This is a genomic window from Citrobacter sp. Ca225, from assembly GCF_030337175.1.
Lineage (GTDB): Bacteria > Pseudomonadota > Gammaproteobacteria > Enterobacterales > Enterobacteriaceae > Citrobacter_A > Citrobacter_A amalonaticus.
The window spans coordinates 1-26,773 of the sequence record NZ_JAOWCD010000042.1 but is presented as its reverse complement, the minus strand read 5'-3'; the positions used below and the strand labels follow the sequence as shown (position 1 = coordinate 26,773).

At 57.1% G+C, this 26,773-nt stretch carries 31 protein-coding genes; 4 read left to right on the top strand and 27 right to left on the bottom strand.

The window, feature by feature from the left end; genetic code table 11:
• Nucleotides 1–2 precede the first annotated feature (2 nt).
• Entirely contained in the window at nt 3–719 is a 717-nt protein-coding gene (locus tag OGW13_RS01430) for a type 1 glutamine amidotransferase (protein WP_042999903.1), read from the top strand.
• 32 nt (nt 720–751) lie between these two features.
• On the opposite strand, the gene cysM is transcribed toward OGW13_RS01430, so the two are convergent.
• The 10 genes from cysM to OGW13_RS01380 all read right to left on the bottom strand — a co-directional run bounded on the left by cysM (nt 752) and on the right by OGW13_RS01380 (nt 9,199).
• The gene (gene cysM / locus OGW13_RS01425) at nt 752–1,663 is read right to left on the bottom strand and encodes a cysteine synthase CysM (RefSeq protein ID WP_043001860.1); all 912 of its coding nucleotides are present in this window, start codon (nt 1,661–1,663) and stop codon (nt 752–754) included.
• Nucleotides 1,664–1,772: 109 nt separating this feature from the next.
• Nucleotides 1,773–2,867, bottom strand: coding sequence for a sulfate/thiosulfate ABC transporter ATP-binding protein CysA (gene cysA / locus OGW13_RS01420; RefSeq protein ID WP_044258378.1), 1,095 nt, complete (start codon nt 2,865–2,867; stop codon nt 1,773–1,775).
• Nucleotides 2,857–3,732, bottom strand: a complete 876-nt coding sequence (cysW, locus tag OGW13_RS01415; protein WP_042999901.1) for a sulfate/thiosulfate ABC transporter permease CysW — start codon at nt 3,730–3,732, stop codon at nt 2,857–2,859. The genes cysA and cysW overlap by 11 nt, the downstream gene beginning before the upstream one ends.
• Entirely contained in the window at nt 3,732–4,565 is an 834-nt protein-coding gene (gene cysT, locus OGW13_RS01410; RefSeq protein WP_042999900.1) for a sulfate/thiosulfate ABC transporter permease CysT, read from the bottom strand. Before cysT ends, cysW begins: the two co-directional genes overlap by 1 nt.
• Nucleotides 4,565–5,581, bottom strand: coding sequence for a thiosulfate/sulfate ABC transporter substrate-binding protein CysP (gene cysP, locus OGW13_RS01405; protein ID WP_044327214.1), 1,017 nt, complete (start codon nt 5,579–5,581; stop codon nt 4,565–4,567). Before cysP ends, cysT begins: the two co-directional genes overlap by 1 nt.
• Before the next feature lie 154 nt (nt 5,582–5,735).
• Nucleotides 5,736–6,527 carry an SDR family oxidoreductase UcpA gene (gene ucpA / locus OGW13_RS01400; protein ID WP_044258374.1) on the bottom strand — a complete coding sequence of 264 codons (792 nt, stop codon included), beginning with the start codon at nt 6,525–6,527 and terminating at the stop codon, nt 5,736–5,738.
• A 179-nt stretch (nt 6,528–6,706) separates the two neighbouring features.
• Complete coding sequence (locus tag OGW13_RS01395) at nt 6,707–7,606, bottom strand: Dyp-type peroxidase (RefSeq protein ID WP_287115492.1); 900 nt, start codon at nt 7,604–7,606, stop codon at nt 6,707–6,709.
• 95 nt (nt 7,607–7,701) lie between these two features.
• Nucleotides 7,702–8,277 (bottom strand): RpoE-regulated lipoprotein, encoded by a 576-nt coding sequence (locus tag OGW13_RS01390; protein ID WP_044258372.1) that lies wholly within the window; start codon nt 8,275–8,277, stop codon nt 7,702–7,704.
• Nucleotides 8,278–8,337: 60 nt separating this feature from the next.
• Nucleotides 8,338–8,787 (bottom strand): DUF2919 domain-containing protein, encoded by a 450-nt coding sequence (locus tag OGW13_RS01385; protein WP_156595544.1) that lies wholly within the window; start codon nt 8,785–8,787, stop codon nt 8,338–8,340.
• A complete protein-coding gene (locus OGW13_RS01380) occupies nt 8,774–9,199 on the bottom strand; it encodes a GNAT family acetyltransferase (protein WP_042317665.1) in 426 nt (141 codons plus the stop codon). The genes OGW13_RS01385 and OGW13_RS01380 overlap by 14 nt, the downstream gene beginning before the upstream one ends.
• A 211-nt stretch (nt 9,200–9,410) precedes the next feature.
• Between OGW13_RS01380 and amiA the strand changes: the two genes are divergently transcribed.
• Nucleotides 9,411–10,280, top strand: a complete 870-nt coding sequence (amiA, locus tag OGW13_RS01375; protein WP_200050859.1) for an N-acetylmuramoyl-L-alanine amidase AmiA — start codon at nt 9,411–9,413, stop codon at nt 10,278–10,280.
• A 2-nt stretch (nt 10,281–10,282) separates the two neighbouring features.
• On the top strand, nt 10,283–11,182 hold the full coding sequence (hemF, locus tag OGW13_RS01370; RefSeq protein WP_287115491.1) for an oxygen-dependent coproporphyrinogen oxidase: 900 nt from the start codon (nt 10,283–10,285) through the stop codon (nt 11,180–11,182).
• Between the two features lie 57 nt (nt 11,183–11,239).
• On the opposite strand, the gene eutR is transcribed toward hemF, so the two are convergent.
• The 17 genes from eutR to eutS form a co-directional block, all read right to left on the bottom strand.
• Nucleotides 11,240–12,292 (bottom strand): HTH-type transcriptional regulator EutR, encoded by a 1,053-nt coding sequence (gene eutR / locus OGW13_RS01365; protein WP_042999892.1) that lies wholly within the window; start codon nt 12,290–12,292, stop codon nt 11,240–11,242.
• 47 nt (nt 12,293–12,339) lie between these two features.
• On the bottom strand, nt 12,340–12,846 hold the full coding sequence (gene eutK, locus OGW13_RS01360; RefSeq protein ID WP_044258365.1) for an ethanolamine utilization microcompartment protein EutK: 507 nt from the start codon (nt 12,844–12,846) through the stop codon (nt 12,340–12,342).
• A 12-nt stretch (nt 12,847–12,858) separates the two neighbouring features.
• The gene (gene eutL, locus OGW13_RS01355) at nt 12,859–13,518 is read right to left on the bottom strand and encodes an ethanolamine utilization microcompartment protein EutL (protein WP_042999890.1); all 660 of its coding nucleotides are present in this window, start codon (nt 13,516–13,518) and stop codon (nt 12,859–12,861) included.
• A gap of 9 nt (nt 13,519–13,527) precedes the next feature.
• On the bottom strand, nt 13,528–14,421 hold the full coding sequence (gene eutC, locus OGW13_RS01350) for an ethanolamine ammonia-lyase subunit EutC (protein ID WP_042999889.1): 894 nt from the start codon (nt 14,419–14,421) through the stop codon (nt 13,528–13,530).
• A gap of 20 nt (nt 14,422–14,441) precedes the next feature.
• Nucleotides 14,442–15,803 (bottom strand): ethanolamine ammonia-lyase subunit alpha, encoded by a 1,362-nt coding sequence (gene eutB, locus OGW13_RS01345; protein ID WP_042999888.1) that lies wholly within the window; start codon nt 15,801–15,803, stop codon nt 14,442–14,444.
• An 11-nt stretch (nt 15,804–15,814) separates the two neighbouring features.
• The gene (gene eutA / locus OGW13_RS01340; RefSeq protein ID WP_044258361.1) at nt 15,815–17,218 is read right to left on the bottom strand and encodes an ethanolamine ammonia-lyase reactivating factor EutA; all 1,404 of its coding nucleotides are present in this window, start codon (nt 17,216–17,218) and stop codon (nt 15,815–15,817) included.
• A complete protein-coding gene (gene eutH, locus OGW13_RS01335) occupies nt 17,215–18,441 on the bottom strand; it encodes an ethanolamine utilization protein EutH (RefSeq protein ID WP_042999886.1) in 1,227 nt (408 codons plus the stop codon). The genes eutA and eutH overlap by 4 nt, the downstream gene beginning before the upstream one ends.
• 123 nt (nt 18,442–18,564) lie before the next feature.
• Nucleotides 18,565–19,752, bottom strand: coding sequence for an ethanolamine utilization ethanol dehydrogenase EutG (eutG, locus tag OGW13_RS01330; protein WP_287115490.1), 1,188 nt, complete (start codon nt 19,750–19,752; stop codon nt 18,565–18,567).
• Nucleotides 19,742–20,581: an ethanolamine utilization protein EutJ gene (gene eutJ / locus OGW13_RS01325; RefSeq protein WP_042999884.1), complete on the bottom strand. Its 840-nt coding sequence runs from the start codon at nt 20,579–20,581 to the stop codon at nt 19,742–19,744. Before eutJ ends, eutG begins: the two co-directional genes overlap by 11 nt.
• Before the next feature lie 10 nt (nt 20,582–20,591).
• A complete protein-coding gene (locus tag OGW13_RS01320) occupies nt 20,592–21,995 on the bottom strand; it encodes an aldehyde dehydrogenase family protein (RefSeq protein WP_042999883.1) in 1,404 nt (467 codons plus the stop codon).
• Nucleotides 21,996–22,006: 11 nt separating this feature from the next.
• Nucleotides 22,007–22,294, bottom strand: a complete 288-nt coding sequence (eutN, locus tag OGW13_RS01315) for an ethanolamine utilization microcompartment protein EutN (RefSeq protein WP_042317652.1) — start codon at nt 22,292–22,294, stop codon at nt 22,007–22,009.
• A 77-nt stretch (nt 22,295–22,371) separates the two neighbouring features.
• The gene (eutM, locus tag OGW13_RS01310; RefSeq protein ID WP_000387720.1) at nt 22,372–22,662 is read right to left on the bottom strand and encodes an ethanolamine utilization microcompartment protein EutM; all 291 of its coding nucleotides are present in this window, start codon (nt 22,660–22,662) and stop codon (nt 22,372–22,374) included.
• Nucleotides 22,663–22,698: 36 nt separating this feature from the next.
• Nucleotides 22,699–23,715, bottom strand: coding sequence for a phosphate acetyltransferase (gene pta, locus OGW13_RS01305; RefSeq protein WP_042999882.1), 1,017 nt, complete (start codon nt 23,713–23,715; stop codon nt 22,699–22,701).
• A complete protein-coding gene (gene eutT, locus OGW13_RS01300) occupies nt 23,712–24,515 on the bottom strand; it encodes an ethanolamine utilization cob(I)yrinic acid a,c-diamide adenosyltransferase EutT (protein ID WP_042999881.1) in 804 nt (267 codons plus the stop codon). The genes pta and eutT overlap by 4 nt, the downstream gene beginning before the upstream one ends.
• Nucleotides 24,512–25,204, bottom strand: a complete 693-nt coding sequence (eutQ, locus tag OGW13_RS01295) for an ethanolamine utilization acetate kinase EutQ (RefSeq protein WP_061069793.1) — start codon at nt 25,202–25,204, stop codon at nt 24,512–24,514. The genes eutT and eutQ overlap by 4 nt, the downstream gene beginning before the upstream one ends.
• Nucleotides 25,182–25,661 carry an ethanolamine utilization acetate kinase EutP gene (gene eutP / locus OGW13_RS01290; protein WP_042999879.1) on the bottom strand — a complete coding sequence of 160 codons (480 nt, stop codon included), beginning with the start codon at nt 25,659–25,661 and terminating at the stop codon, nt 25,182–25,184. The genes eutQ and eutP overlap by 23 nt, the downstream gene beginning before the upstream one ends.
• A gap of 13 nt (nt 25,662–25,674) precedes the next feature.
• Nucleotides 25,675–26,010 carry an ethanolamine utilization microcompartment protein EutS gene (eutS, locus tag OGW13_RS01285; protein ID WP_042317647.1) on the bottom strand — a complete coding sequence of 112 codons (336 nt, stop codon included), beginning with the start codon at nt 26,008–26,010 and terminating at the stop codon, nt 25,675–25,677.
• 304 nt (nt 26,011–26,314) lie between these two features.
• Between eutS and OGW13_RS01280 the strand changes: the two genes are divergently transcribed.
• Nucleotides 26,315–26,773, top strand: a 459-nt coding sequence (locus OGW13_RS01280) for a DUF6531 domain-containing protein (RefSeq protein WP_287115489.1), incomplete at its 3' end; no start/stop codon positions are given.

Below are 26,773 nucleotides of genomic sequence, written 5' to 3'. Positions count from 1 at the left end.
CCGTGCACGTCCATTTTATTATTCACGAATCATTTGAATCGGCAGGCGCTTATTTGCCGTGGGCTGAAACGCGCGGTCATCACATCACCTGGACCCGCGTCTATGACAGCGAACCGGTTCCGGCCAACGCCGATGGCTTTGATATGCTGGTCGTGTTTGGCGGCCCGCAGTCACCGCGCACCACGCTTGCAGAGTGCCCTTATTTTGACTCTAAGGCTGAACAACACCTGATCAACCAGGCTATCTCGGCGGGTCGGATCGTGGTCGGGATCTGTCTGGGTTCACAGTTGATTGGCGAAGCGCTGGGAGCCAGGGTCTGCCAGAGTCCAGAAAAAGAGATTGGTCACTATCCCATTACGCTGACCGAAGCAGGAAAACAGCATCCGTTGCTTGCCCACTTCGGCTCTCCGCTGACGGTCGGCCACTGGCATAACGACATGCCAGGGCTTACCGATCAGGCCACGGTGCTTGCCACAAGCATCGGCTGTCCACGACAGATCGTGCAATACGGCAACTTTGTCTACGGCTTCCAGTGCCATATGGAATTTACTGCCGAGGCGGTGGAAGGACTGATTCAACATTCTGAGCAAGAGCTGGCGGAAGCCAAAGGGAAGCGCTTTATTCGCTCGAAGGCGGAAATGCGCGAATGGGATTATAAGGAAATGAATGAAAAACTCTGGCAGTTCCTGGATCTGCTGGTGAAAAAACGTCAGGGTTAATCCGCATGCCCGGTCATCGCCGGGCAATGGGGTTAAATCCCCGCGCCCTGGCTGAAGTGCTCTTCGCCAAACACGCCGGTAGAGAGATAACGATCGCCGCGATCGCAAATAATCGCCACGACCACCGCGCCCGGATTGGCTTTCGCAATCCGTATTGCACCGGCGACCGCGCCGCCAGAGCTGACGCCACAGAAGATCCCTTCACGTACCGCCAGTTCACGCATAGTGTTCTCCGCGTCTCGCTGGTGAATATCCACGACCTGATCGACAAGCTGAGCATTAAAAATGCCCGGCATGTATTCCGCTGGCCAGCGGCGAATCCCCGGAATGCTGCTGCCCTCTTCCGGTTGCAGACCCACAATAGTGACCGCGCGGGCCTGCTCGCGCAGAAAGCGAGAAACCCCGGTGATAGTACCGGTCGTCCCCATGCTGGAAACAAAATGGGTGAGACGTCCGGACGTTTGCCGCCAGATTTCCGGCCCCGTAGTGGTGTAATGCGCGTATGGGTTATCAGGGTTATTGAACTGGTCCAGCAGCTTGCCTTCGCCGCGCTGAGCCATCTCCAGCGCTAAATCGCGCGCCCCTTCCATCCCCTGCTCTTTGGTCACCAGAATCAGCTCGGCACCGTAGGCGCGCATCGCGGCGCGGCGTTCCTGGCTCATGTTGTCCGGCATCAGTAGCTTCATACGATAGCCTTTCAGGGCCGCAATCATCGCCAGCGCAATGCCAGTGTTCCCGCTGGTAGCCTCAATTAATACATCACCAGGCGTAATCTCCCCGCGTTTTTCCGCTTCAACAATCATCGATAACGCAGCACGATCTTTCACCGACCCCGCCGGGTTATTGCCTTCCAGTTTGACCCAAATTTCAGTGCCATTATCCGGCGTCAACCGCTGCAGCTTCACCAGCGGCGTGTTGCCAATAGTTTGTTCTAATGTGTTCACAATTTCAGTCCACAACCCAGACCTGATAAACCCAGCGCCATCAGGCAAATGTGTATTGCCGGAGGCAGCATAACTGCCTTATCCGGCCTACATAATAAACGCTCTGAGATTACGCTATTTCTGCGAAAACAACATCATCATGACGTTCAATACGCTGATTGCCGTTATACAAGCGTGCATTTTGCAGGCCTACAAACAGACGCTCGCCGCGTACCGGAGCATCGTCCCCTTGCATGACCACGGTCAACGGGTCGTGATACCACCCGAGCGGCTGCACGACCAATTGGGTGTAATGACCTTTCGGGCTGGCTTCAATAACCTGAACAGGCAACGGCGAATCCAGACTGGTACGGCGGCTGATATCGACTTCCCATGGACGCAGGAACAGATCGACCGGCCCCTGATACGCAGGCGTATAGCCCAGCGGCCAGCGGTGTGCGCCAACGTGGAACTGCCCACCACGAATGGTGCCTTGCAGGCGGTTCACTTCACCCATAAATTCCAGTACAAAGCGGGTCGCCGGTTCACGCCAGACCTGATCCGGCGCATCGGCCTGTTCAATATTCCCCTGGCTCATTACCACCACGCGGTCCGCCACTTCAGTGGCCTCTTCCTGATCGTGCGTGACAAAGACGCTGGTGAATTTCAGCTCTTCATGCAGTTGACGCAGCCATCGGCGCAGCTCTTTACGCACCTGCGCATCAAGGGCACCAAACGGCTCATCCAGCAGCAGAATTTGTGGTTCAACCGCTAACGCGCGGGCCAGCGCGACACGTTGTTTTTGCCCACCTGAAAGCTGCGCCGGGAAGCGATCCGCCAGGTGTGCCAGTTGCACCATCTCCAGCAGTGTCGTCACTTTGGCTTTAATCGCCGCCGCATTGGGACGCTCACGACGCGGCAGGACGCTCAGGCCAAAGGCGATGTTGTCGAACACCGTCATATGGCGGAACAGCGCGTAGTGCTGAAAGACAAATCCCACCTTACGATCGCGCGCATGCAGGCGGCTGACGTCGGTACCATGGAAGCGAATATGTCCGCTGGACTGGTGTTCCAGCCCGGCAATAATGCGCAGCAGTGTGGTTTTACCGGAACCGGACGGCCCCAGCAAGGCAACCATCTGACCTGAAGGAATATCCAGTGAGATATCGTTCAGCACCTGGGTGCGACCAAAAGACTTCTTAATATTGGCAATCTCAATGCTCATGATTTTCCTCCTGTTGCGCGCGTTTTTCCTGATTCTCCAGGCGCCATTGCAACATGCTCTTCAAAAACAGGGTAATAATCGCCATCAGCGTCAATAGCGCCGCAGCGGTAAAAGAGCCGACGCTGTTGTAGTCCTGCTCCAGTAATTCAATCTGTAACGGCAGCGACAGGGTTTCGCCGCGAATTGAGCCGGAAACCACCGACACCGCGCCAAACTCGCCAATCGCACGGGCGTTAGTCAGCACCACGCCATACAGCAGCGCCCAGCGAATGTTCGGCAGCGTCACGCGACGGAACATCTGCCAGCCGGATGCGCCCAGCAAAATCGCCGCCTCATCTTCCTGACTGCCCTGACTGAGCATCACCGGCACCAGTTCACGTACCACAAACGGACAGGTGACGAAGATGGTCACCAGCACCATCCCCGGCCAGGAGAACATAATTTGCAGATTATGCTCGTCCAGCCAGCCGCCCAACGGGCCGTTGGAACCGTAAAACAGCAGATACACCAGCCCCGCCACCACCGGCGAGACGGCAAAAGGAATATCCAGCAGCGTCAGCAGCAACTGGCGGCCCGGAAAGTTAAAACGGGTCACCAGCCAGGCCAGCAGAACGCCAAACACCAGGTTCACCGGCACCGCAATCAGGGCGATCAACACCGTCAGCCAGATGGCATGCAGCATATCCGGATCGGCCAGATTCTGTAGCACGGGCATCACCCCTTTGCTGAACGCCTGGACGAAAATGGTGATCATCGGCACCAAGAGGATGAACACCGACACCAGCATGCCGGTGCCAATCAGAAACCATTTTCCCCAGTTGATGCGGGGGGCGTCATAACGCTTCAATTGAGTAACTTCCGCCATTAGTGACCTACCACACGTCGGCCAAAGCGACTTTGCAGGGTGTTAATTGAAAACAGCAGCAATAACGATGCCGCGAGGATCACCGAGGCAACCGCGCTGGCGGCAGGGTAATCAAACTCCTGCAAACGAATAAAAATCATCAGCGAGGTGACTTCCGTTTTCCAGGCAATGTTACCGGCGATGAAAATCACTGCGCCGAACTCGCCAAGGCTGCGGGTAAACGACAGCGCGACACCGGCCACCAGCGCAGGTGACAGTTCCGGCAGGACCACCTTGCGAAAGCTTTGCAGCCGCGTGGCGCCCAGGGTTTCCGCCGCTTCTTCATATTCCGGGCCTAACTCTTCGAGTACCGGTTGCACGGTACGCACCACGAACGGAATACTGGTGAACGCCATCGCCACCGCAATGCCAAGCCAGGTGTATGTCACCTTGATATCAAATTTTGCCAGCCATTCGCCGTAGAAACCGTTAACGGAAAACAGCGAAGCCAGCGTCAGACCGGCAACTGCCGTCGGCAGCGCAAACGGCAGGTCCATCAACGCATCCAGCAACGTGCGCCCTGGAAAACGATAGCGAGTTAAAATCCACGCCATCAGCAGGCCAAACACACCGTTAAAAATCGACGCCACAAACGCCGACAATAGCGTCACTTTATAGGCAGCAACCACCTGCGGATTGGTAATCACATCCCAGTATTGCGCCCAGCTCATCTGTGCCAGTTGCATCACTAACGCACTGAGCGGCAGCAGCAAAATCAGGCAAACGAACAGCAGGCTGGTGCCCAGGCTTAAAGTAAAGCCAGGCAATACGCGTCGGGAGGAGACTGCAAACATTACTTACGCCCCGCCGCCAGCAGTTTGTCCAGTTCACCACCGCTGGTGAAATGGGTTTTCATCACCTCAGGCCAGGAGCCAAATTTTTCTTCCACGCGGAACAGTTCGGTCTGTGGGAATTTATCTTTCAGCTTGTCCATCACCTCCGGGTTGTTCACGCGGTAGTAGTAGTCCGTGATGATGGTTTGCGCCTGCGGGCTGTACAGCCAGTTCAGATAGGCTTTCGCCGCTTTCTCGGTGCCGTTGGCCTGCACATTTTTATCCACCCAGGCAACCGGGAACTCAGCCAGAATATTGGTTTTCGGGATAACCACTTCAAAACCCTGCGCTTCATACTGTTTGCGAATGTTGTTCACTTCGGACTCAAAGCTAATCAGCACATCGCCCAGTCCGCGCTCAGCAAACGTCGTGGTCGCACCGCGACCGCCGGTATCAAACACTTCGACGTTTTTCAGGAACTGGGTCATGAACTGTTCGGTTTTGGCTTTATCGCCGCCGTCCGCGTTATCGGCGGCGCCCCAGGCAGCCAGATAGGTGTAACGGGCGTTACCGGAGGTTTTCGGGTTCGGGAAGATCAGCTTCACATCAGAACGGACAAGGTCGTTCCAGTCGCGAATGTTCTTCGGGTTGCCTTTACGTACCAGGAATCCCATCGTGGAGTAAAACGGTGAGCTGTTGTTCGGCAGACGGCTTTGCCAGTCAGCCGGAATCAGCTTGCCTTTGTCATGCAGGATCTGCACATCGGTCACCTGATTGTAGGTCACGACGTCGGCTTTCAGTCCCTGTAAAATTGCCAGCGCCTGCTTTGAGGAGCCCGCGTGCGACTGTTTAATCGTCAGCTTATCGCCGCCGTTATCTTTCGCCCACTGCTGTTCAAACGGCGGGTTAAGGGCAGCAAACAGTTCGCGGGAGACGTCGTACGAGCTGTTCAATAGCTCCGTCGCCTGCGCCTGACCGACCAGTAACAACGACGCCATCAGCGTCAGATATCTTTTTTTCAGTAAGTTAACGGCCATTGCGCACCCTTATAAATTTGATGACTTTCTAATAGCCATAATATTTATAACGAGTGTGAAAGGAGTAACGGTTTTATATACCGTTTACTGATTTGAAAGTTGAAAAGGGAATAAGAGAAACCCCTCCTGATGGTCAGAAGGGGTTGTGCGGTCGTCAGATTCCGACGCTGACGGTCTCCGGCAACGTGCTGCCGCCGTCAATCACGTTTTGCGTGCCCGTGAGATAGCTGGACTCATCCGACGCCAGGAAGGCGGCCAGTTCACCCACTTCCAGCGGGCAGGCCAGTCGACGCAGCGGGATCGCCTTCGCCATTTCGGTCAGCACTGATTCCGGATCGTCCGGGTTAGACTGCTGCGCAATGCTTTCCGCCATCGGGGTACGCACGTAGCCCGGGCAAATCGCATTCACGCGAATCCCCGACTGGGCGTACTCCACCGCCAGCGATTTGGTCAGCCCGACAATCGCGGCCTTCGACAACGCATAGGCCGTTTCGCCCGGATCGGCGACCATATCGCCAGTGACCGAGGACATCATCACGATGCGTCCGTCTTTACGCTTAATCATCTCCGGCAGGACCGCTTTGGTCACGTTCCAGACGCCTTTGATATTCACATCAATGTGGAAGTCGCGATCTTCGTCGCTCATGTCGAGGAAGCTGCCCAGACGGCAGACGCCTGCATTGTTGACCAGAATGTCGATGCGGCCTTCCACCTCTTTCGCTTTCTTCAACGCCGCCGCCACGGAGGCGGGATTGGTCACATCCGCAATCACCGCCGTACAGCGATGCCCGCGGCCACCGAGTTCATCCGCCAGCTTTTCAATCTCATCGGAGATATCCAGCAAGATTAAGTTCGCCCCATGCCGGGCAAACACTTTGGCGATGCCTTCGCCAATGCCCTGTGATGCGCCCGTAATCAATGCTGTTTTGCCCGTGAGTTTACCCATTTCAATGCTCTCCTTGTGAATATGAAGTCTCACACTCCATTAACATTGAAAATACAGGAAAAAAGGATACGTGCTGAGGAACAGCTCACTAATTAAGGTAAATCTTAGATAAAAATCATCCCCGCCGGGGCGGGGACACTATTTTTATGCTGGTCGTAGCGACGTGCGTAAGCGGAAAATTACAGTGCCAGCAAACGGTCCAGCGACGGCGCAAAGTAATACCCGCCGGTCACCGGTTTGGTGAAGCGCAGCATGGCGTCACGTTTGCCGTCGGTGTCGCCAAACATGCTCAGCAGTTGCTGTTCAATGTTATGCAGACGCGCACAGTAGGCGCAGAAATAGAGACCATGAGTACCGCTGGCGGTGCCGTATGGCAGGCTCTGGCGAACAATTTTCAGCCCTTTGCCGTCTTCTTTCAGATCTACACGGCTCAGGTGCGACGTTACCGGGCGATCGTCGCCATCGATCTCTTCGTTGGCTTCTTTGGTACGCCCGATCATCATCTCCTGATCGTGAATACTCATGCGGTTGAGCTGCTTCAGATTGTGTTCCCAGCGCTGAACAAAGACGTAGCTGCCACCCGCATCCACGCCGTCTTTGATGACCGCCACTTCGCGGCGCGTCTCTTCCCCTGCCGGGTTTTCCGTACCGTCGACAAAGCCGCTGAGATCACGCTCTTCCACCCAACGGAAACCTTGGATCTCTTCCTGGACCTCAATGCAATCGCCGAAGGCTTCCATCGCCGCCTGAGCGACAGAGAAATTCACATCGTGACGCAGAGAAAGAATGTGGATCAGCACATCGTACTGGGTCGCCGGGGCCAGCCCTTTACCGTAAGGGATAAAGTCTTTCAGCTCTTCAGCCCCCACTCCGCCGCTCAGGGCGCGCCAGGTGTTGTTGCCGAAGGCCACGACCGCACCCAGATGGGCATCCGGGAATGTCGCCTGGAAGGTCGCCAGTTTATCGGCGAACGCTTTGCTGGCACCACGCAGGGCATCAACGTCGCCTTTTACATTCGCTTCAATCCAAATCGCCGCACGGCAATGCTCTGGCAAAATGCCACTCTGAACCTGAGACATCATTCCTCCTGAAAAATGAGAATGCCACGCAATCGTGGCATTGATGGGCGTTATTTTACCCTGTTTTTACGTTCGAGGGTTTGTTCAGACGCAAATTAACGACGCCAGATAATTTTGCTCACTTTCCACGCTTTCAGCGTATCGTCCGGCGGCATTAACCCTTCAGGCCCCTTCCATTCACCGGTAAAGAGATAGCTGATGTGTTGACTGCCTTCGGCTTTACATTCTACTGCGCTCTGCTCAGCGTGGCTGGCAGGCTGACAATTGCCGAACGCTTTGCTGTAGAGGTCGCTAAACGGTGTGCCAATTTCAACGCCCGCGCTGGAAGGAATCCCGCTATCCAGGACATCAATGCGGCTGATGTTTCCCTGCTCGCCGTGAATGACCATCGCCACCTTGTCGCCGTTCATGGCTTCGAAAAAGCGCACCACATTGCCATTCTCGGTCTTCATGCCACTGCGCAGGCGATAGTCGCCGTCCAGCGCATCGGCAATGGCCTGTTCATTTAGCGGCGTCGATGCCGTGAGTGCGCCAACGCCCTGTTCGGTTACTTCTGTCGATGAACCAAACCAGTTCCACGGATTGGCGGCAGACCAGTTTACCGACGACAGCGTCGAACAGCCGGTCAGCACCAGCGGCATAGCACATAACACTACACGCAGCGATTTCATCTCACTTCCTTTCATTAATGATCAACGTTACCTGGAGTCCGGCTTCACCAAAAAGTTCCGTTATTCTTTCTCCAGAGTAAAACAGGCGCGCATCCGTCGGTTGGTCAATAGCCACAAAAGTGCCACGATATCCGCCACCACCAGCGCCAGACCCGCGCCATTGACAGGATCGCCATTGAACCAGAGAACGGGCTGCCAACAGAGCAGGACCACCTGAGCCACAATCAGCAGCGCGTACAGCATATGCCATATCCGGGGAAACGCGTTGCGTCGTCCGCTCAGCAAGAACGCCAACACTGCCGGTATGCCCGGCAGCAGCCCCTGCCAAAAATTGTCGTGATCGGGATAGAACAGATTCAGCAGCGCAGTACCCTGCTCGCGAGAAGAACCGGCGATCACAAACAGCACCCAGGTCCGCGCCTGAAGCAGCAGCACAAGCCAGAACAAAAAGGGCAGACGCAAATGGCCGTGGCCGTCGTAATCTGCAGGATGAAACTCAATATTCTTCATCTTCGATCAGGCGTTTTCCGAGACACAGCACGTCGGAATGCTCATAGCCGAGTCGCTCATACATCCCCAACACCACGTCGTTATCTTCACGCACCATGATCTGAATCTTCGGGCAACCGCGCGCAATGAGTTTTTTCTCAAGCCGGTTAAGCAGCGCATTGGCGATGCCGCGACCGCGAAATTCCGGGTGCACGCCAAGATAATAGGCCGATCCGCGATGACCGTCGTAGCCGCCCATCACCGTCCCCACCACTTCCCCGTTTACTTCCGCAACGAGAAACAGGCTAACGTCATGGTTCACCTTCCGCTCGATATCCATTTCCGGGTCATTCCACGGACGCAACAAATCGCAGCGCTCCCAGAGGGTGATCACCTCTTCGAAATCTTCCTGGCGAAAAACGCGTATCTCCATGGTATTGAGGCCCTTTTCAAGGTTAAAACTCCGATTATGGCGCGAACGCCCCATTTAGCCAATATCTGACGCGAAACGGCGGAAAAAATGGCATAATAGCGGATTGTCACGTATTGAAATGAAAAGTAAAACAATTCTCAACATCAAGCGTCGTAACGGATTACGCGATACGATATAACATCAGGACTCTTTTTTTTACAACTCAGGCCGTATGAGCACTTTTAAACCGCTAAAAACTCTCACATCGCGCCGCCAGGTGCTGAAAGCCGGACTGGCGGCACTGACATTAACAGGGATGGCGAACGCCACAGCCAAAGAAGCCCCACTGAAAACCAACAATGGTCACAGTCAGCCTGCCACGAAAAAATCGGGTGGCAAGCGCATTGTCGTGCTGGACCCGGGCCACGGCGGTATCGACACCGGCGCCATTGGCCGCAACGGCTCCAAAGAAAAGCATGTTGTGCTGGCGATTGCGAAAAATGTGCGTTCCATTTTGCGCAACCAGGGGATCGACTGCCGTTTGACGCGTTCAGGCGATACCTTTATTCCCCTGTATGACCGCGTCGAAATCGCCCACAAGCACGGCGCGGATCTGTTTATGTCAATCCACGCGGACGGCTTTACCAATCCCAGCGCGGCGGGCGCGTCGGTGTTTGCCCTCTCCAATCGCGGGGCCAGTAGCGCCATGGCGAAATACCTTTCCGACCGCGAAAACCGCGCCGACGAAGTCGCCGGTAAGAAAACGACCGACAAGGATCACCTGTTGCAACAGGTGCTCTTTGACCTGGTACAGACGGATACCATCAAAAACAGCCTGACGCTGGGGTCACATATTCTCAGGAAGATCAAACCGGTACATAAACTGCACAGCCGGAATACGGAACAGGCGGCGTTTGTGGTGCTAAAATCACCGTCAATCCCGTCGGTACTGGTTGAAACCTCGTTCATCACCAATCCGGAAGAGGAGCGACTGCTGGGCACCACGGCATTTCGTCAGAAGATCGCCACCGCCATCGCTAATGGTGTGATCAGCTATTTCCATTGGTTTGATAATCAGAAAGCCCATTCGAAGAAACGGTAATCATGAAACCCGATGCTCTACGCGTAAAACAGTTCCTGCTGAACTTGCAGGATGCCATTTGCCAGCAGCTCACCGCCATTGACGGCGCGGAGTTTGTCGAAGATAGCTGGCAGCGTGACGCGGGCGGCGGCGGACGGAGTCGGGTGCTGCGTAACGGCGGCATCTTCGAACAGGCTGGCGTCAATTTTTCTCACGTACACGGTGACGCCATGCCAGCATCGGCCACGGCCCATCGCCCGGAACTGGCAGGACGCAGTTTTGAAGCGATGGGCGTGTCGCTGGTCGTGCACCCGCTCAACCCTTATATTCCCACCAGCCATGCCAACGTGCGTTTTTTTATTGCCGAAAAGCCGGGTGCCGACCCGGTCTGGTGGTTTGGCGGCGGTTTTGACTTAACGCCCTACTACGGCTTTGAAGAAGACGCCATTCACTGGCATCGCATCGCGCGCGATCTGTGTCAGCCGTTTGGCGACGATGTCTATCCACGTTACAAAAAGTGGTGCGATGACTATTTCTTCCTCAAACATCGCAACGAGCAGCGTGGCATCGGCGGGCTGTTTTTTGACGATCTGAACACGCCGGATTTTGCCCACTGTTTCGCCTTCATGCAGGCCGTCGGCGAAGGCTATACCGAGGCGTATCTGCCGATCGTTGAGCGCCGCAAGGCGATGAGCTGGGGTGAACGTGAGCGTAACTTCCAGCTCTATCGTCGCGGTCGTTACGTGGAGTTTAATCTGGTGTGGGATCGTGGCACCCTGTTTGGGCTTCAGACCGGCGGGCGCACAGAATCCATCCTGATGTCGATGCCGCCGCTGGTGCGTTGGGAATACGACTGGCAGCCGGACGCTGGCAGCCCGGAGGCCGCTCTCAGCGATTTTATTCAGGTGCGTGAGTGGGTGTAATTGCCTGATGGCGGCTTACGCCTTACCAGGCCTACAATCCATTGCAGCCTGCGTTCATCACATCCACTGGCGCATACGCTGGTGCAACGTCAGCGACGGCTTCTCGGCAAACAATTGCTGGTAGTCGGTGGCGAACTGCCCTAAATGCCAGAACCCCCACTGCATTGCCGCATCCTTGACCGTGGTACTCTGCGACCACGGGCTGATTAATTCCCGTCGCACCGCATTCAGGCGGATCCTTTTCAGCCACGCATTCGGTCCAATCCCCAAAATGGCGTGAAATGCATTCTGCAACGTACGACGGCTGACGTGAAGCTGGTTGCAGAGGTCGAGTACCGTCAGCGGCTCCGACATATTTTCCAGCACATACTCACGCGCCCGGGAGAGCAGTTTGCGGTAGCCCTGGTGGCTGATACTCTCCGCCGAGTTGATAGGATGCGCGTCCTCCAGCATCATGCCCATCGCCAACAACAGATTATCCCCCAGCACCTTACGCACTGCGGGTTGATGAAGATTCTCCGGGTTCTCGCTAAAAGTCGCCAGCGCCTGCTGGACAAAGCCCCACAGCGCCGCCTTGTGCTGCTCTTTGACCTCCAGCGCCGACTGGTTGCGCAGCATATGCAGCACCCTTTCCGGATTATGTAAAAACTGTGCCTGACGGGAAATCACATCCTCTGAAATCACTACCCCGAGAATCGTGTAATCATCCGGCGTGCTCAGCTCGAACTCCGTACCGCCCGGGCGGGTCGCAATCTCGGCGCTGCCGAGACACTGTGCGCCAATAAATCCCTGCTCGCCCCGCGTGGCCGGAATGCCAAACCAGAACGAATTCGGCCACACCAGGCATGACTGACGCAGCGCCAGTCCGGTGTATTCGCGAAAAACCTGAATGTCATCGAGCAAGATTTCCGTGAATTCACCATGAAACTTCCCCGGATGCAGTTGATCGTAAATCTGCTGCCAGGCAGTAATGGTCAGGGCGTGCTCATAAACATCCGTGGTCCGCCGCTGGTGAACGTTGTCCACTTCCACCTTTGGCGTGAGTTTAACGTCTTCGGGTAACGCTTCATGATAAAGATGGTGCAAACTGGCTGAACGGGTCTTTTTCATGATCTTTTATGCCGGACGCCTGGTAAGACGCCCGGCCCTCCGACAGGTTAATTTTTTAAGCGATAGCGACTACTGCGTTTACGCAACGCCCCGTCAGTGAAGAGCTGTTCCAGTGCGTTTCTGGCCTCTTCAAGCGGCCAGCCAAAGTGCGCGGCGACCTCTCCTGCCGTCATTCCCTGACGCGCTGTAGCGAGCTGCGCCAGCAGCGCGTCGGCGTATTCAGACCGTACAGGTGCTTCAGGCTTCGGCGCTATCTTCTGCTCAGGGGATTTCGACGCGCGCTTAAATCCGCCGATCAGCCACTGGGTGTCGTCTTCTGGCCGACCAATTTCTTTGCGGCTGATGACGCGGCCTGTCCGCTGTGCTGCGGCGCTTCCGGCATCCAGCGCCGCACGACACGCCGCCAGATCGCCTTCCACCACCAGCGTCACTTTGCCCGGGTCAAGCACTTCATGACTCAGCAGGTTGACATTAGCCGCTTTCAGCATGGCATCCGACGCGTCCACGGCGGCAACCATGCCCTCCACTTCCAGTAACCCCAGTGCATTGATCATTGATGACCTCCGTTACGCGCGCTGAACAGGATTACGGGCGATGTCCAGAACCGCATCGGCAAAGGCATTACAGGCAGCTTTACAGGCAGCCTGGCTACCGGTCAAAAACGCCGCCGAGTAGTTAGTTTCTGACGGAGGCGGCACGTAGGTCACCAGTTGAACATCTGCTGATTTCATTGCCGCATCAATGCCATACGTTGCTTCCAGCGGCGGTGCCACCAGATAAGCCAGCGGATCGCCCAGCGCGATCCCTGCCGTTGACGACAGATAAGAGCCGGTACGCGATACCACATGCGCCAGGAACGCGGTGTTTTCCGCATCGTTCGCCCACTGGAACGCCGCGCCGCCTTCGATATGCGCCACCATCGCATCCAGCCCGGCGCGCACTTCCGCCGGGTTTGGACCGCCCAACATAATCAACACTTCACCGGCTGTCGGCGATGGCCCATGGGCCGCCCCGGCGTACAGCGAACGGCCATACACCACTTCAACCATCGCCTGTTTTGTCGCTTCGTCTGCGGCAATATACGTCACGTCATCAGAATCTGCCGTGATGAGACCGAGGCTACGTATATGCGACGGTAATTTAAGTTCGCGTGCAAACCCGTCGTTCACGGAAGCAATCACGCGCATCGCGCTGACCGACGGTCGAATCAAATCTAATGCTGGCATGATGCCTCCTTAACGGGTCATGTTGATGCCGGACGCTTTCTGCTCCAGCATGCGTTTGGCCAAATCCACGATGACAGCAGCGGCTTCTACCGGCGGCGTACCGCCCTGGTGGATGTTGGAAATACAGGTACGGTCGGCCTCCACCGTCGTCGCCACGCGCGGTGAATAGACCGCGTAGCAGGAGAGACTCTCCGACTGCCCCAGTCCTGGACGTTCACCGACCAGCAGAATCACCACTTTCGCTCCGAGGATCTCGCCGATCTGGTCTTCAATCTTCACGCGGCCATAGCGGACAAAGAACGGTGTCCCGACCTTCAGTCCGGCCTGCTTCAGACCGGACAGCAGCGGGGGCAGGATCTCTTCATAGTTCGCGGTGATCGCATCGGTAGACAGGCCGTCAGACACCACCACCTGAACATCCGGATTTGCGACGCACTGCGATTTCAGCGCCTCTATGGCTTCCTGACTCAAACGGCGGCCCATATCCGGGCGCGTCAGGTAGAGATTTTTGTCGCTGATTTCCGAACGCACTTCCAGCAGTCCCTGCGCTTTCACCCACTCTTCCGGCACCTCTTTCAGTACGGTGTCTTTTGAGCGTGAGTGGTCGGCGAGAAAACGCAGCAGCGCCTGAGTGCGTGGACGCGGACCGGCACGCCCGGTGCAAACGCGCGCTGCGGTACTGCGCCGCAGTTCGGTCAGCACCTCTGCGCGATGCGGGTTCTCCACGCCAATCCAGGCTTTTGCTTCAGCGGAGCCTAAATCCAGCGCGCAGCTCTCTGTAGTCGACGGTGCCGCACACTGAGGTTTGTCGCAGGACTGCGACGGGGCGGCGGTCTGCGGCTGTGTCTGTCCCATTGACGCCATTACGCTGCGTACAATTTCTTCAATCTGTTTTTGATCCATTGTTTGTCATCCCCGCGTCATCAGAAGAACAGTGACGGATCGCCCGCCCGTTTGGTCAGGCGACCGTTTGCCATAATGCCCATCGTTTCCAGCCAGCGTTCAAACTCCGGCGACGGACGCAGATTCAGCAACTGGCGTACGGTCGCCGTATCGTGGAAGGCGGTGGTCTGGTAGTTGAGCATGATGTCGTCGCCAAGCGGCATACCCATGATGTAGTTACAGCCCGCGGTGGCGAGCAGAATCATCAGGTTTTCGTTGAGGTTCTGATCGGCATCGGCATGGTTGGTGTAGCAGCAGTCACAGCCCATCGAGATGCCGCTCAGCTTGCCCATAAAGTGATCTTCCAGACCGGCACGAATAATCTGGCGGTCATTGTAGAGATACTCCGGCCCGATAAAGCCCACCACGGTGTTCACCAGGAATGGATCGTAATGACGCGCCAGGCCGTAGTTACGTGCTTCCATCGTTACCTGGTCCGCCCCGAAGTTCGCCCCGGCGGACAGCGCCGAGCCCTGTCCGGTTTCGAAATACAGGCAGTTTTCTCCGGCGATCCGGTTAAACTCCGCCCCTACCGCACGCGCTTCGTCCAGCATTGCCAGCTCTACGCCGAACTCTTTTAAGCCCTTTTCACTGCCGCAGATACTCTGGAAGATCAGTCCACCCGGCGCACCGCGACGGATCGCTTCAATCTGCGTGGTAACGTGCGCCAGCACACAGCCCTGGGTCGGGATGTTGAACTTGTCGATCACCCCATAAACCGTGTCCAGTACGCGGCTTAAGTTCTCCACATCGTCGGTCACCGGGTTGACGCCAATCACTGCATCGCCGGCACCAAAAGAGAGCCCTTCGTAGATTTGCGCGGCAATACTCTGCACATCATCACGGGTATCGTTCGGCTGCAGACGACAGCTGAAGGTGCCCGGAATACCGATCGTGGTGTTGGCCTTTTTGATCACCGGCATTTTCTTGCCGCCGTAGATCAGATCGGCGTTAGAGCAGATCTTCGCCACTGCCGCCACCACTTCCGAGGTCAGTCCTTTACGCGTAAAGGCAATATCATCAACCGAGGTGTCATCGCTCAGCACATGCTCACGCAGCTCGCTGATGCTCCAGTTCTTAATGCGGTTGTAGGCCGTTTCGTTGACATCGTCCTGAATCAGGCGTGTGACGCAATCCTCTTCATAGGAAATCACCGGGTTATTGCGAATATCCGCCACCGTCATTTCCGACAACACCTGTTTCGCCGCGACACGCTCCTGCGAGCTTTGCGCCGCGACGCCGGCCAGCACATCCCCCGAACGCAGTTCGTTGGCTTTTGCCAGCACCTCTTTTACATCCTTAAACTGATAAACATTGCCGAACAATGTGGTCTTTAGTTTCATAAGTCGTTCCCTCAGGAAGGAAATGCGAGTGATTTCACCGTCACCGGCACAACCGATCCGCCAAACAAAGGCGTACCAATGTCGATATAGTCGCCCGCCCGGACAATCACTTCGTCAATGACCGCCAGCGGGAGTTGCTGTAACTGTGGGCGCAACAGCATGCCCAGCGCTTTACCAAAGTCCTGCTCGGCCACCACCAGCAGGGGATGCGGATTCGGGTAACGCGCGATGAAGGCCAGCAGCGCGTCGATGACCGTAAGTAATGCGGCGTAACGCACCGGCAACGAGGCGGGAAGCGCCAGTACGTATGCGTCAGTCTGTGGATCCAGATCGAGCTGCGTCAGCGCTTGTTGCCACGCGCCAACCAGATCGGCGTCATCCATCGGGATCGCCACCGGCAGATTGCGCAGCGGCAACTGAACCCCTTCCAGCCAGATGGTGCTGCCCGAGAGCGACAGCGTGTGCGCCCCTGCGCCAATCACCGTAGCGCGCACGGTCTGCGCCGGAAACTGCACGTTCATCGCACGCAGACGCGGATGCTCATGCAGCGCCGTCGCCAGCAGCGGCCCAATATCAGAAAAGCAGAACGGATCGGCAGGCAGATTGCGATAGCACTCTCCCACGCCGCCGGACAGGGTGATGACCTCCGGCTTCGCGTCCGCTGGCAGTAACCCGGTTTGCATCAGCGTTTGCGCCAGCGGCGACAACGCGCCGTCGATCACTTCTACGATCAGACTCGCCATCCGCTGCGCCACCTGCCCTAACTGCGCGACGGTCAGTGAACGGGCATCGGTACCCACCCCGAATACCTCATCGACAATCTTCTGACCGGGTTGATGGGCATGTACGACGCGCCCTTGACCGTCGGTCTCCAGCAGACGCCCGCCGACGTTCAGACAGGCGGTGCCGCTCACCTTTCCGGCATCAAACAGCGCATAGTTCGAAGTGCCGCCGCCGATGTCGATGTTCAGCACCCGGCACATCCGCTGTTCAGACAGGGTTTGCGCCCCGGCGCCGTGACCGGCAATCACCGATTCCAGATGCGGTCCGGCACTGGCAACCACAAAGTCACCGAGCGACTGGGAGAGTGTCATCACCGCCGGGCGCGCGTTGCGGGTTTTCGCGCTCTCGCCGGTGATGATGATGGCTCCTGAATCAACCGATTCCGGCGCGATCCCCGCCGCCTGATACTGCGCGAGGATCAGCGCTTTAAGGTCGTCCTCCCGTAACCCGCCCTGCTTATCGACGGGGGTAAAGAAGACCGGGCTTTGCCAGCTAATGTCGCGTTTGATGAATTCGTAACGGGGCACCTGCGACACTGCCGCACGGTTAACCAGTTCCAGGCGCGAGAAGATCACCTGCGTGGTCGTGGTGCCGATATCGATACCGACGCTCAGTAGCTGGCGCGTGTTCACGATTGCGCCTCCACTTCCGTTTCTGCCGGAACGTTTTCATCTTTTGGCACCAGCATCATGGCCACGCCAATCGCCGTAACACCGCCAATCAATTTGCCGACAATCATCGGGAAGATCATGGCGTTCATGTTGGCCGCCGCGAAGCCTAAGTGGTCACCCAGCGCGAAGGCTGCGGAGACGGCGAAGGCGCAGTTGATCACTTTGCCGCGGGTATCCATCTGCTTCATCATGCCGAACATCGGGATGTTATTCGCCAGTGTCGCCACCATGCCGCCAGCTGCCATATTGTTGATTTTCAACAGGCTTCCGACGCGCATCAGCGGTTTCTCAAACCAACGGGTCAGTAACAGCACCATCGGATACGCCCCGAGCAGTACGCAGGAGATAGAACCGATCACTTCAATGGCACGCATCACTTCACCGGGGGTGTCGCCAGGTGCCATAAAGATGGGGTCGAGACCGGGGATCAGCTCCCAGCCCAGCAGGAACTTGATGACTGCCGCGGCGAGACCAATGGTGATCAGCGCAACGAGGAATTTGGCGAAGATCTGGAAGCCGTTGATCATTTTTTCCGGGATGAATTTCAACCCCAGCGCCACCAGCACGGCGACGATAATCACCGGGATCATGTTCATCAGGATCAGCGCGAAGGTGAACTCGACCGGTTGTCCGTTGATCTCAACGCCCGAATACATCGCGACCAGACCACCGGCAATACAGCCGATAGGGATCGTGACAATGCCTGCCAGAACCCCAAGCGCCAGATAACGGCGGTCAGACGGCTCAATAATGCCCAGCGCAACGGGGATAGAGAACACGATGGTGGGCCCCATCATTGCCCCCAGAATCAACCCCGAGTAGAGCCACGCCGCGACGTCGCCACCCGCCAGCTCTTTGGCAAGGAAGAAGCCGCCCATATCGCACGCCAGCAGCGTTCCGGCGAACATGGATGGGTTCGCGCCAAGCATTTCATACAGCGGAATAATCACCGGCCCGAGCAGTTTGGCTAACACCGGCGCCAGCGCGGTCATACCGACCATCGCCAGTCCCAGAGCGCCCATCGCCATAAACCCTTCTTCGAACTGACCGCCGGATCCCTCAATACTTTTGCCGAACTTCCCGAGGAAACGCGCCGACCCGCCGAACTGCGACAGGATCCTGTCCACGGCGGCAATCAGCATAAAGAACATCATGATGTACATGATGATTTCGTTAATTCCCATACCCTTATCTCCATTTGCCAGGGTTTTCGTAGACCGGATAAGCGCAGCGTCATCAGGCAATGATGTCGCGTTTTGCCGGGTGGCGGCGCGAACGCCTTATCTGGCCTACGTCCTGGTATGCTTTTATTGTGCCGCCGCGTACAACTCAATAATGTCGCTCTGCGTGGCGGTGCGTGGGTTGCTGCGTATACAAATATCCTCCAGCGCGGCTTGCGCCCAGACGCTGTAGTGTTCTGGTTTTGCGCCGACATCAGCGAGCCGTTTGTTCAGGCCCACCTCCGCAATCAGTTCGCTGACGGCGGCGATAGCGTCGCGATCGTCTGCTTTCTTATTGGTCAAGGCGCGTCCGATATGGCTAAAGCGTTCGCGACACACCATACGGTTAAAGCCCATCACCGTTGGCAGCAGCATGGCGTTCGCCTGGCCGTGCGGAATGTGCAATGTGGCGCCAGGCTGATGCGCCATCGCATGACACAGCCCCAGCCCGGCGCTGGAAAACGCCATTCCTGCCATGCAGGAGGCCAGCAGCATGCTCTCCCGTGCGGCGAGGTCGTGACCGTAGCCCACCGCTTTCGGCAGCGATTTGCCAATCATCGCAATCGCGCCAATCGCCAGGCTGTCGGTAAACGGCGAGGCATTCAGCGCGCTGTATGCCTCAACCGCGTGCGTCAGCGCATCAATCCCGGTCATTGCCGTCACATGAGGCGGTACGCCTTCAGTCAGCGCGGCATCAAGGATTGCCACGTCCGGCATCAGCGTCGCATGTGCCAGCACCTGCTTGCGTCCTGTCGCCGCGTCGATAATCACCGTTACGTTCGTGGTTTCCGATCCGGTTCCGGCGGTGGTGGGGACAGCAATCAACGGCAGTCGCGGGCGTAAGCTGCTGTATTCCGTCATCTGGGCCAGCGTCTGATGTGGATTCGTCACCAGCAGGGCGACTGCTTTTGCCGCATCCAGCACCGAACCGCCGCCAAAGGCAACAACGCCGTCGCATTTTGACTCGCGCAATTGGGCGGCCGCTGCGCAGACGTCGGTGATGCACGGCTCACCCATCGGACACGGCCAGACCGTCATCGCCACGCCTTTCATCGCCAGACTGCGCTCTAACGACGCGGTCATCCCCGCCTGATGCAGGAAACTGTCGACCATCACGAACAGATGGCTTAAGCCTCGCGATTGCGCTTCCTGTCCGCAGGAACTGAGCGCCCCGAGCCCGCACAGCGTGACCGGCGGTACGCTGAACGTTTTCATGCGTTGCAGATTCAGGGTATCGAATGCCTGAAAGAGCGCCGTCTGCAATTCAGCTTGCATAGATTCCCTCCGCTTTCTCTCTCCCGCTGTTGGCGATCGCCAGCGGTGTCATAAACAGGCTATGCCGGGGCAGATGTACCTGGAGTTCAGGAAAGCGCTGGCGAAACAACGCCTCTACGCCCGGTTGCATACAAGAGCCGCCCGCCAGCCATAAATCGGCTATTTCTTGTCCTTCGATATGACGAGCAACGATCTCCGCCATTTTTTCGTAGACCGGTTTCACCACCGGCCAAATCTCCTGCGCGTTGCTGCGCTTGACCTGCTCGGCCTCTTCCAGTTCGATGCGCCGGTTTCCGGCCAGCGTCAGCGAAATGTGGTGGCCGCCCGTCGCTTCATCCGCCGAGTACGTCACTTTGCCCTGTTTGACGATGGCGATCCCGGTCGTGCCGCCACCGATATCCACGACACCGGCGTTATCCAGTTGCAGCAGATCGGCGACCGCGGTTGGTTCATCCAGCACATGGCTGACCTCCAGCCCGGCAGATTCCAGCACGTTGATGGAAATGCGCGGGTCGGTGCCCGGCGGGAACGACGTCGCTGCGTGGGTAAACCGGCTACCGAGCTGTTGTTCGAGCGTATCGAGATGGCGGCGCACAATTGTGACCGCACCGAAGAAATCCCAGACGATGCCGTCGCGCACGACGTCAGCCCAGTCAAGACACACCGCGACCGGCTGTCCGTCACCGTCGACAACCATCGACACCACGTCGCAGGTGCCGAGATCAACACCCAGCCACAGCGCGGAATCGCTCGTCGCAGGCGCCTGATTACACAGGTCAGCGGCTTTTTGCAGTCTTGGCGTGAGCCAATTTTCTTCGTCGTGCGCCATCATTCATCCCTTATACAATTCGAAACGCATCCACCAATACACAGCGACGCAGACGCACAAACGTACGCGCGCTGGTCACCCCTTCCCCGGTTGGCGTGGTGATGGTCATGGTGGTCCAGCCTTCACCGCCCAGCCCCAGCCCGGCAATGCACGGTCCATTCTTGACAAAGATGCTGGTATCAATGGCGTTCGCCATCCGGTTCATGTTGTCGATGTTGCGTGAGTGCATCGCAGCGGTATGGTGGCAGCCGCCTTCCAGTTGCACCGCCAGCGCAATCGCCTCGTCGACATTTGCCACCCGCACCACCGGCAGAACCGGCATCATCAGTTCCGTGACGGCAAAAGGATGCGTGGCTGACGTTTCAACAAACAGCAGACGGGTTTGCGGCGGAACTTGCAGGCCAATGGCGGCGGCGATTTTTGCCGCGTCGCGTCCAACCCAGTCACGACTGACAGTGCCTTTGCCGCGTTCATCGATATTTTTCAGCAGCACCGGCTGGAGCTGTTCGGCCTGTGCGGCGCTCAGTTTGACTGCCTGCTGGCCTTCCATCAGGCGCATCAGCTCATCCGCCACGCTATCGACGACAATCAGTACCTTTTCATCCGCGCAAATGATGTTGTTATCGAAAGAAGCGCCTTTGACGATGGATTGTGCAGCCCGCGCCAGATCCGCCGTCTCATCGACGACCACCGGCGGATTACCGGCACCGGCGGCAATCAGACGTTTATTGGTGTGTTTGCGGGCAGCGTCGACCACCGCTTCGCCGCCGGTGACGACCAGCAGACCAATGCCTGGGTACTTAAACAACCGCTGCGCAGTTTCAATATCCGGGTTCGCTACGGTCACCAGCAGGTTTTCCGGGCCACCTGCCGCCACCACCGCCTGGTTAAGCAGTGTGATAGCGCGTTGTGAAACGCCTTTCGCCGCCGGATGGGGAGCGAACACGACGCTGTTACCCGCGGCAATCAGGCTGATGGCGTTATTAATCACCGTCGCCGCCGGGTTAGTAGATGGCGTCACTGAGGCGACGACGCCCCACGGCGCATTTTCGATCAGCGTCAGGCCGTTATCGCCGGTGAGTACCTGCGGCGATAAGCACTCCACGCCCGGCGTCCCGCGAGCCTGTGCCACGTTTTTGGCAAATTTATCGTCGACGCGTCCCATGCCGGTCTCTGCGACGGCAAGTTCCGCTAATTCTTTGGCATGCTTTTCGCCCGCTTCACGGATGGCGTGAATGGCAAGCTGGCGCATCGCCACGCTCTTCAGCCCCTGCTGAGCGACTTTTGCTGCCGCCACCGCATCATCCAGGGAGGCAAAGACGCCCATTTCATGAACGGCGGTCGCAGGTTGACTGCTGTCTTTCATTTTCAGCAGTACCGCTTTCACCACCTGTTCAATATCCTGTTGATTCATGATGTTCAGTCCTATTTGTGGAATATCACCTGACCGCCAGCCACCACTTCATCGACGATACCAATCACGCACAGATCGACAGGGGACGCTTCGCTGCGATGCGCCTGGCGAGCAGAACTGCCGCTAACCAGCAGCACCCACTCCCCGGTTCCCGCCCCGATGCTGTCAATGGCGACGGCACACTGCCCGTCGGGATTTCCCTGGGCATCGATCATCTCCACCATCAACAATTTATCGTGTGCCAGTCCTTGATGGCGTACGGTACAAACGATTTGTCCTGTGACGACTGCCAGTTTCATACCCGCCTCCGTGGGTTACGTTGTGCTGCGATCCTGTAGGCCGGATAAGCGCAGCGCCATCCGGCCCCCAGTCCTGCTTAGATGTTGCTGTCGCCTTTGAAGCTGATCGGGAAGACTTCTTCCAGATCGCCATGCGGACGCGGAATCACGTGAACGGAGACCAGTTCGCCGATACGCTGTGCCGCAGCGGCACCGGCATCTGTTGCTGCTTTGCAGGCCGCGACATCGCCACGAACCATCGCAGTCACCAGACCGCCGCCAATCTGTTTCACACCAACCAGCTTCACACGTGCGGCTTTTACCATCGCATCAGAGGCCTCAATCAGTGCAACCAGGCCCCGGGTTTCAATCATTCCTAAAGCTTCCATTGTGTTTTCCTCTCATGGGGTCCAGAACGGGACCATTTATACAACCAGGGTTTGTGAGTCACGTTCGCGTCTCACGTCAGTCTGGCGCGGCATGGCTGCCACCAACGCCAGTTCGATAATTTCCTGTACGCTACAGCCTCGCGAAAGGTCATGAAGCGGTGCGGCAAGCCCCTGAATCAGCGGCCCGACGGCACGATACCCTCCCAGACGCTGGGCGATTTTGTAACCAATATTGCCGGCCTCCAGTGACGGAAAAACCATCACGTTGGCGTTACCGCGCAAAGGGCTGGCGGGCGCTTTTTGCGCAGCGACCTCCGGCACAAAGGCGGCGTCAAACTGCAATTCGCCATCCACCAGTAGCGTGGGCGCACGTTCGCGAACAATCTCCGTTGCCTGCTGCACGTTCGCCACACAGGGATGACGGGCGCTACCCTGACTGGAGAATGACAGCATCGCCACACGCGGTTCTTCACCGGTGATGGCGCGCCAGGTGTCGGCGCTGGCGATCGCGATATCTGCCAGTTGCGCCGCCGTCGGCTGCGGCACCACGCTGCAGTCGGCAAACCCTAACGCGGGTCCGACGTACTGCGGCAGCATCAGGAAAATGGACGACAGCGTTTTACATCCCGGCTGCAGGCCAATAATGCGTAAGCCCGCACGCAGCACGTTAGCTGTGGATGAAAGGTTGCCAGCGATACAGACATCCGCCTGGCCTGCGCTTACCATCGCCGCAGCAAACATCAGCGGGTCATTGAGTTTCTCAAGGGCATCCGGCGGCGTTTTCTCTCCAGACCGGGCGAGCCAGCGCTGGGCGAACGCTTCACGCATCGCCAGATTGCTGTACGGGTCGATAACCTGAATACCGTCCAGCGCCACCCGATGTGTGAGGGCAAACTGGCGCAGTGCAAACGGACTGGCCACCAGAATGGGGTGCGCCAGACCGTGCTGTTGCAGGTAGTGCGCCGCTTTCAGCACGCGTTCGTCTAACGCATCTGGGAAGACCACCCGGGCCGGCGCCTGCTGAGCCCGTTCACGGGCGCGTTCAATGATCATTGTTCACCTCCCAGTCGCTGTTGGATCTGGTTGACGGTGAGTGGGTGTTTGGTGACACACAGAATCATCATCACGTAGACCGCGCTGGAGAGACGGTTCAGCGCCTGCAAAATATCCGGGCGCAGGACGTCAAATCCGCGGGTGATAAAGACCTGAGCGGCGATCGTTTCCGTCTCGCGAATTTTGGTACGTAGCAGATTCAGCAGCGCGGACTCACGACCATGACTGGCTTCAGGTACCAGATGATCGTGCTCCAGATAACGCAACGGTTGATGGGAAAGACGATGCAGGTCATCCTCGTTCAGCCCAACGATGGACTGTGCCGCCAGGGGTTCATCCATCGCATCGGCGCGCATAATGTTGCCCAGCCGCGAACGAATATCCGCAAGCCAGGGCTGCCACGGCTCCGCCAGTTCGATTTGCAGCCACACCGCCAGCGCGATGGTGCTGTCCAGCGCGGCGCGAAAGCCCAGACGCGGATCGCTTTTGGCGACCATTTTGTCCGCCGTCAGGTGGGTCAAGGTGTCAGGCTTTTTCGCCACCGGCTGGCGACACAGTTCACAGCAGGCCTGGGGATGCGTATCGCTACTGGTTAACCCGTGCACCGGCTGCGGCTGCTGTTGCTCGTCGTCGACAAACAGACTGCCCTGCTCATCCAGAAACTTGATGCGCAGATGACGGCCTTCCAACAGTTCGCGGGCAGAGGGCGTCAGGCGAGCGTCAGCGGGGAGATGGATTTCCGCCCCTTCGCTGAGCGTATGGTTCGCTCTGAGCCATGCTTCGGTGATGAAATCTTTCATACCGATTGCCAGTTCGCAGGCCACGCAACGTACAGGAAGCGCACGGTCGTCGGCGTGCCAAATTCAATGCTCGAGCCTTTCGGGATGAACATGACGTCCCCGGCTTTAGCGATCATCGTTTCGCCTTCATGGCGCACATGCAATTCACCGTCGAGCACCATGTCGATTTCGTCGTAGTTCAGCGTCCATGGGAAGAATGCGTTATCCCACTGCATGAACCCGGCGGCCATACTGCTGCCGTCCTGCTCGGTGACGAGATCGGTCAGGCCTACGCAGTGTGGCTGCGCGCCATCGAAGCGGCCAAACTTAACGCTGCTGCCGTCGATCACTTTGATGCCGCCTTTGCCGGTCACCGAGTGAAAACCCGGTTGCATCTCACCCTGCTCCAGCGACTGTTTTTCCTTCAGCACCTTGTCCATCAGCTGTGAAACCAGGCTTTCGGTAAACTGCCCTTCTGGTAGTTGCGCGATGATAGTTTCACGAATGCGCTGGGTTTCAGATTTGGCCTCGTCGACACTGCACGCTGCCGTTGGCGCGGATCCCTCGCGCTCCACAATCGTGATGCCCAGTAACTCCGCGACTTCACGGGCTTCCGGAGTGATGATGCTGGCGCGCAGCACCACCGACATCTCTTGTTCGCCTCGTGCGTGCGCCGCACGTATATCGTTAGCTGTGATAAGTTTTTTCACCTGCCCCTTCCTCCTTTTGGCTGAGCTCAGTCAGATAGTCCACCAGGTGCTGCACGCTTTGCGGGTCATGGCTGTTGAGCTCGAAAATCGGCTCCTGAAACCCAATTCCGCGCAGTAATTCCCGCGTTGCGGTTACGTCGGCATCCGGCATATCCGTTTTGCTGATCACGGCGATGTGTCGTTTACTGGCACCGATATCTAACAGCCCGGCAGGTAAGCGACTTTCTTTGTCATTGGCCGCATGGACATAAATCAACGTATCTACATCCTGCAGCGTAGTAATTAAGGCGTGATACCAGCGGGGATGACTAAAATATTCCCCCGGCGTATCGATATCGCCATTTTCATTAAATTCCACGGCCTGGGTTTTTCTGGCGAGGGAATAATTTCCCTGTAATGCATTAAAAAGCGTTGTTTTTCCCGCGCCGACAGTGCCAACAAACGCAATACGTTTCATGAGCACCTCAAAATTAGCTTTTCGTCAGGTCGCAGAGCGTGAAATTTAATAACCGACCCAGCCCGCTGACCGTTTGCAATAAGGCCTCTTCTACCGCGCCAACCGAGCCGTAGATCACCAGCGCGCCGCTGAATCTGTCGAGAAAACCGATGTGTACGTCAGCCGCCTTCATCGCCAGATCGCCGGCAATCATGGCCGTTTCACCCGGCGTCAGGGTCATAATGCCAATGGCACCTGCTTCGGGAACGCCGATCTTTTTCGCCAGTTCTTCACCTGGATGCGCAATGAGATGCGCCAGCGTGACCTGTTTGCCCGGCACAAATTCCTGAATGATGCGTTCTTTATCCATTGCTCACCGCCTGTGTTAAGACTGAGCTTATCGTAGCAATTTTTTGTCAGGGTAAATAACAAAATTCGGCAAGGTGATTTAAAAGGTGAAGTGGATCACTAATAATGGGGTCGTATTTTTGGAAGTCTCACTGCCGAAATGGCAGAACATTCTTTTGGCCGCCGCAATCAATCAAAAAGAACATTCCTTTAACTTATCTAAATAAATTCTTAGTTTTATCTTTTCTTTAAACGTGAAACTTTATTTTCTGCTTCAGAAATTTATTGTGTATCCATCGCGGGAATGACAACAAAAGGGACTGAGCATGAGCGGAAAACCGGCGGCGCGTCAGGGCGACATGACGCAGACGGGCGGTAGCATTGTTCAGGGCTCGGCGGGCGTGATGATTGGTGCGCCAACAGGCGTGGCCTGTTCGGTCTGCCCGGGAGGGATGACTTCCGGTAACCCGGTCAATCCGTTGCTGGGTGCTAAGGTGCAGCCCGGTGAAACCGATTTCGCCCTGCCGGGTCCGTTGCCGTTTGTGCTCTCGAGGACTTACAACAGCTACCGGACGAAAACGCCTGCACCGGTGGGTATTTTTGGCCCCGGCTGGAAAGCGCCCTTCGATATCCGCTTACAAATCCACGATAACGAACTGATCATTAACGATAACGGCGGCAGAAGCATCCACTTTGAGCCGCTGTTTCCCGGTGAAACGGCCTTCAGCCGCAGCGAATCGCTCTGGCTGGCGCGGGGCGGCGTGCCGGCGCTGCATGAAAGCAAT

What these genes read in the sequence shown, in the direction of transcription:
- cysA (WP_044258378.1), bottom strand. Translation starts at nt 2,867, where the DNA reads ATGAGCATTGAGATTGCCAATATTAAGAAGTCTTTTGGTCGCACCCAG.
- cysW (WP_042999901.1), bottom strand. Translation starts at nt 3,732, where the DNA reads ATGGCGGAAGTTACTCAATTGAAGCGTTATGACGCCCCCCGCATCAAC.
- cysT (WP_042999900.1), bottom strand. Translation starts at nt 4,565, where the DNA reads ATGTTTGCAGTCTCCTCCCGACGCGTATTGCCTGGCTTTACTTTAAGC.
- cysP (WP_044327214.1), bottom strand. Translation starts at nt 5,581, where the DNA reads ATGGCCGTTAACTTACTGAAAAAAAGATATCTGACGCTGATGGCGTCG.
- ucpA (WP_044258374.1), bottom strand. Translation starts at nt 6,527, where the DNA reads ATGGGTAAACTCACGGGCAAAACAGCATTGATTACGGGCGCATCACAG.
- OGW13_RS01395 (WP_287115492.1), bottom strand. Translation starts at nt 7,606, where the DNA reads ATGTCTCAGGTTCAGAGTGGCATTTTGCCAGAGCATTGCCGTGCGGCG.
- OGW13_RS01390 (WP_044258372.1), bottom strand. Translation starts at nt 8,277, where the DNA reads ATGAAATCGCTGCGTGTAGTGTTATGTGCTATGCCGCTGGTGCTGACC.
- OGW13_RS01385 (WP_156595544.1), bottom strand. Translation starts at nt 8,787, where the DNA reads ATGAAGAATATTGAGTTTCATCCTGCAGATTACGACGGCCACGGCCAT.
- OGW13_RS01380 (WP_042317665.1), bottom strand. Translation starts at nt 9,199, where the DNA reads ATGGAGATACGCGTTTTTCGCCAGGAAGATTTCGAAGAGGTGATCACC.
- amiA (WP_200050859.1), top strand. Translation starts at nt 9,411, where the DNA reads ATGAGCACTTTTAAACCGCTAAAAACTCTCACATCGCGCCGCCAGGTG.
- hemF (WP_287115491.1), top strand. Translation starts at nt 10,283, where the DNA reads ATGAAACCCGATGCTCTACGCGTAAAACAGTTCCTGCTGAACTTGCAG.
- eutR (WP_042999892.1), bottom strand. Translation starts at nt 12,292, where the DNA reads ATGAAAAAGACCCGTTCAGCCAGTTTGCACCATCTTTATCATGAAGCG.
- eutK (WP_044258365.1), bottom strand. Translation starts at nt 12,846, where the DNA reads ATGATCAATGCACTGGGGTTACTGGAAGTGGAGGGCATGGTTGCCGCC.
- eutL (WP_042999890.1), bottom strand. Translation starts at nt 13,518, where the DNA reads ATGCCAGCATTAGATTTGATTCGACCGTCGGTCAGCGCGATGCGCGTG.
- eutC (WP_042999889.1), bottom strand. Translation starts at nt 14,421, where the DNA reads ATGGATCAAAAACAGATTGAAGAAATTGTACGCAGCGTAATGGCGTCA.
- eutB (WP_042999888.1), bottom strand. Translation starts at nt 15,803, where the DNA reads ATGAAACTAAAGACCACATTGTTCGGCAATGTTTATCAGTTTAAGGAT.
- eutH (WP_042999886.1), bottom strand. Translation starts at nt 18,441, where the DNA reads ATGGGAATTAACGAAATCATCATGTACATCATGATGTTCTTTATGCTG.
- eutG (WP_287115490.1), bottom strand. Translation starts at nt 19,752, where the DNA reads ATGCAAGCTGAATTGCAGACGGCGCTCTTTCAGGCATTCGATACCCTG.
- eutJ (WP_042999884.1), bottom strand. Translation starts at nt 20,581, where the DNA reads ATGGCGCACGACGAAGAAAATTGGCTCACGCCAAGACTGCAAAAAGCC.
- OGW13_RS01320 (WP_042999883.1), bottom strand. Translation starts at nt 21,995, where the DNA reads ATGAATCAACAGGATATTGAACAGGTGGTGAAAGCGGTACTGCTGAAA.
- eutN (WP_042317652.1), bottom strand. Translation starts at nt 22,294, where the DNA reads ATGAAACTGGCAGTCGTCACAGGACAAATCGTTTGTACCGTACGCCAT.
- eutM (WP_000387720.1), bottom strand. Translation starts at nt 22,662, where the DNA reads ATGGAAGCTTTAGGAATGATTGAAACCCGGGGCCTGGTTGCACTGATT.
- pta (WP_042999882.1), bottom strand. Translation starts at nt 23,715, where the DNA reads ATGATCATTGAACGCGCCCGTGAACGGGCTCAGCAGGCGCCGGCCCGG.
- eutT (WP_042999881.1), bottom strand. Translation starts at nt 24,515, where the DNA reads ATGAAAGATTTCATCACCGAAGCATGGCTCAGAGCGAACCATACGCTC.
- eutP (WP_042999879.1), bottom strand. Translation starts at nt 25,661, where the DNA reads ATGAAACGTATTGCGTTTGTTGGCACTGTCGGCGCGGGAAAAACAACG.
- eutS (WP_042317647.1), bottom strand. Translation starts at nt 26,010, where the DNA reads ATGGATAAAGAACGCATCATTCAGGAATTTGTGCCGGGCAAACAGGTC.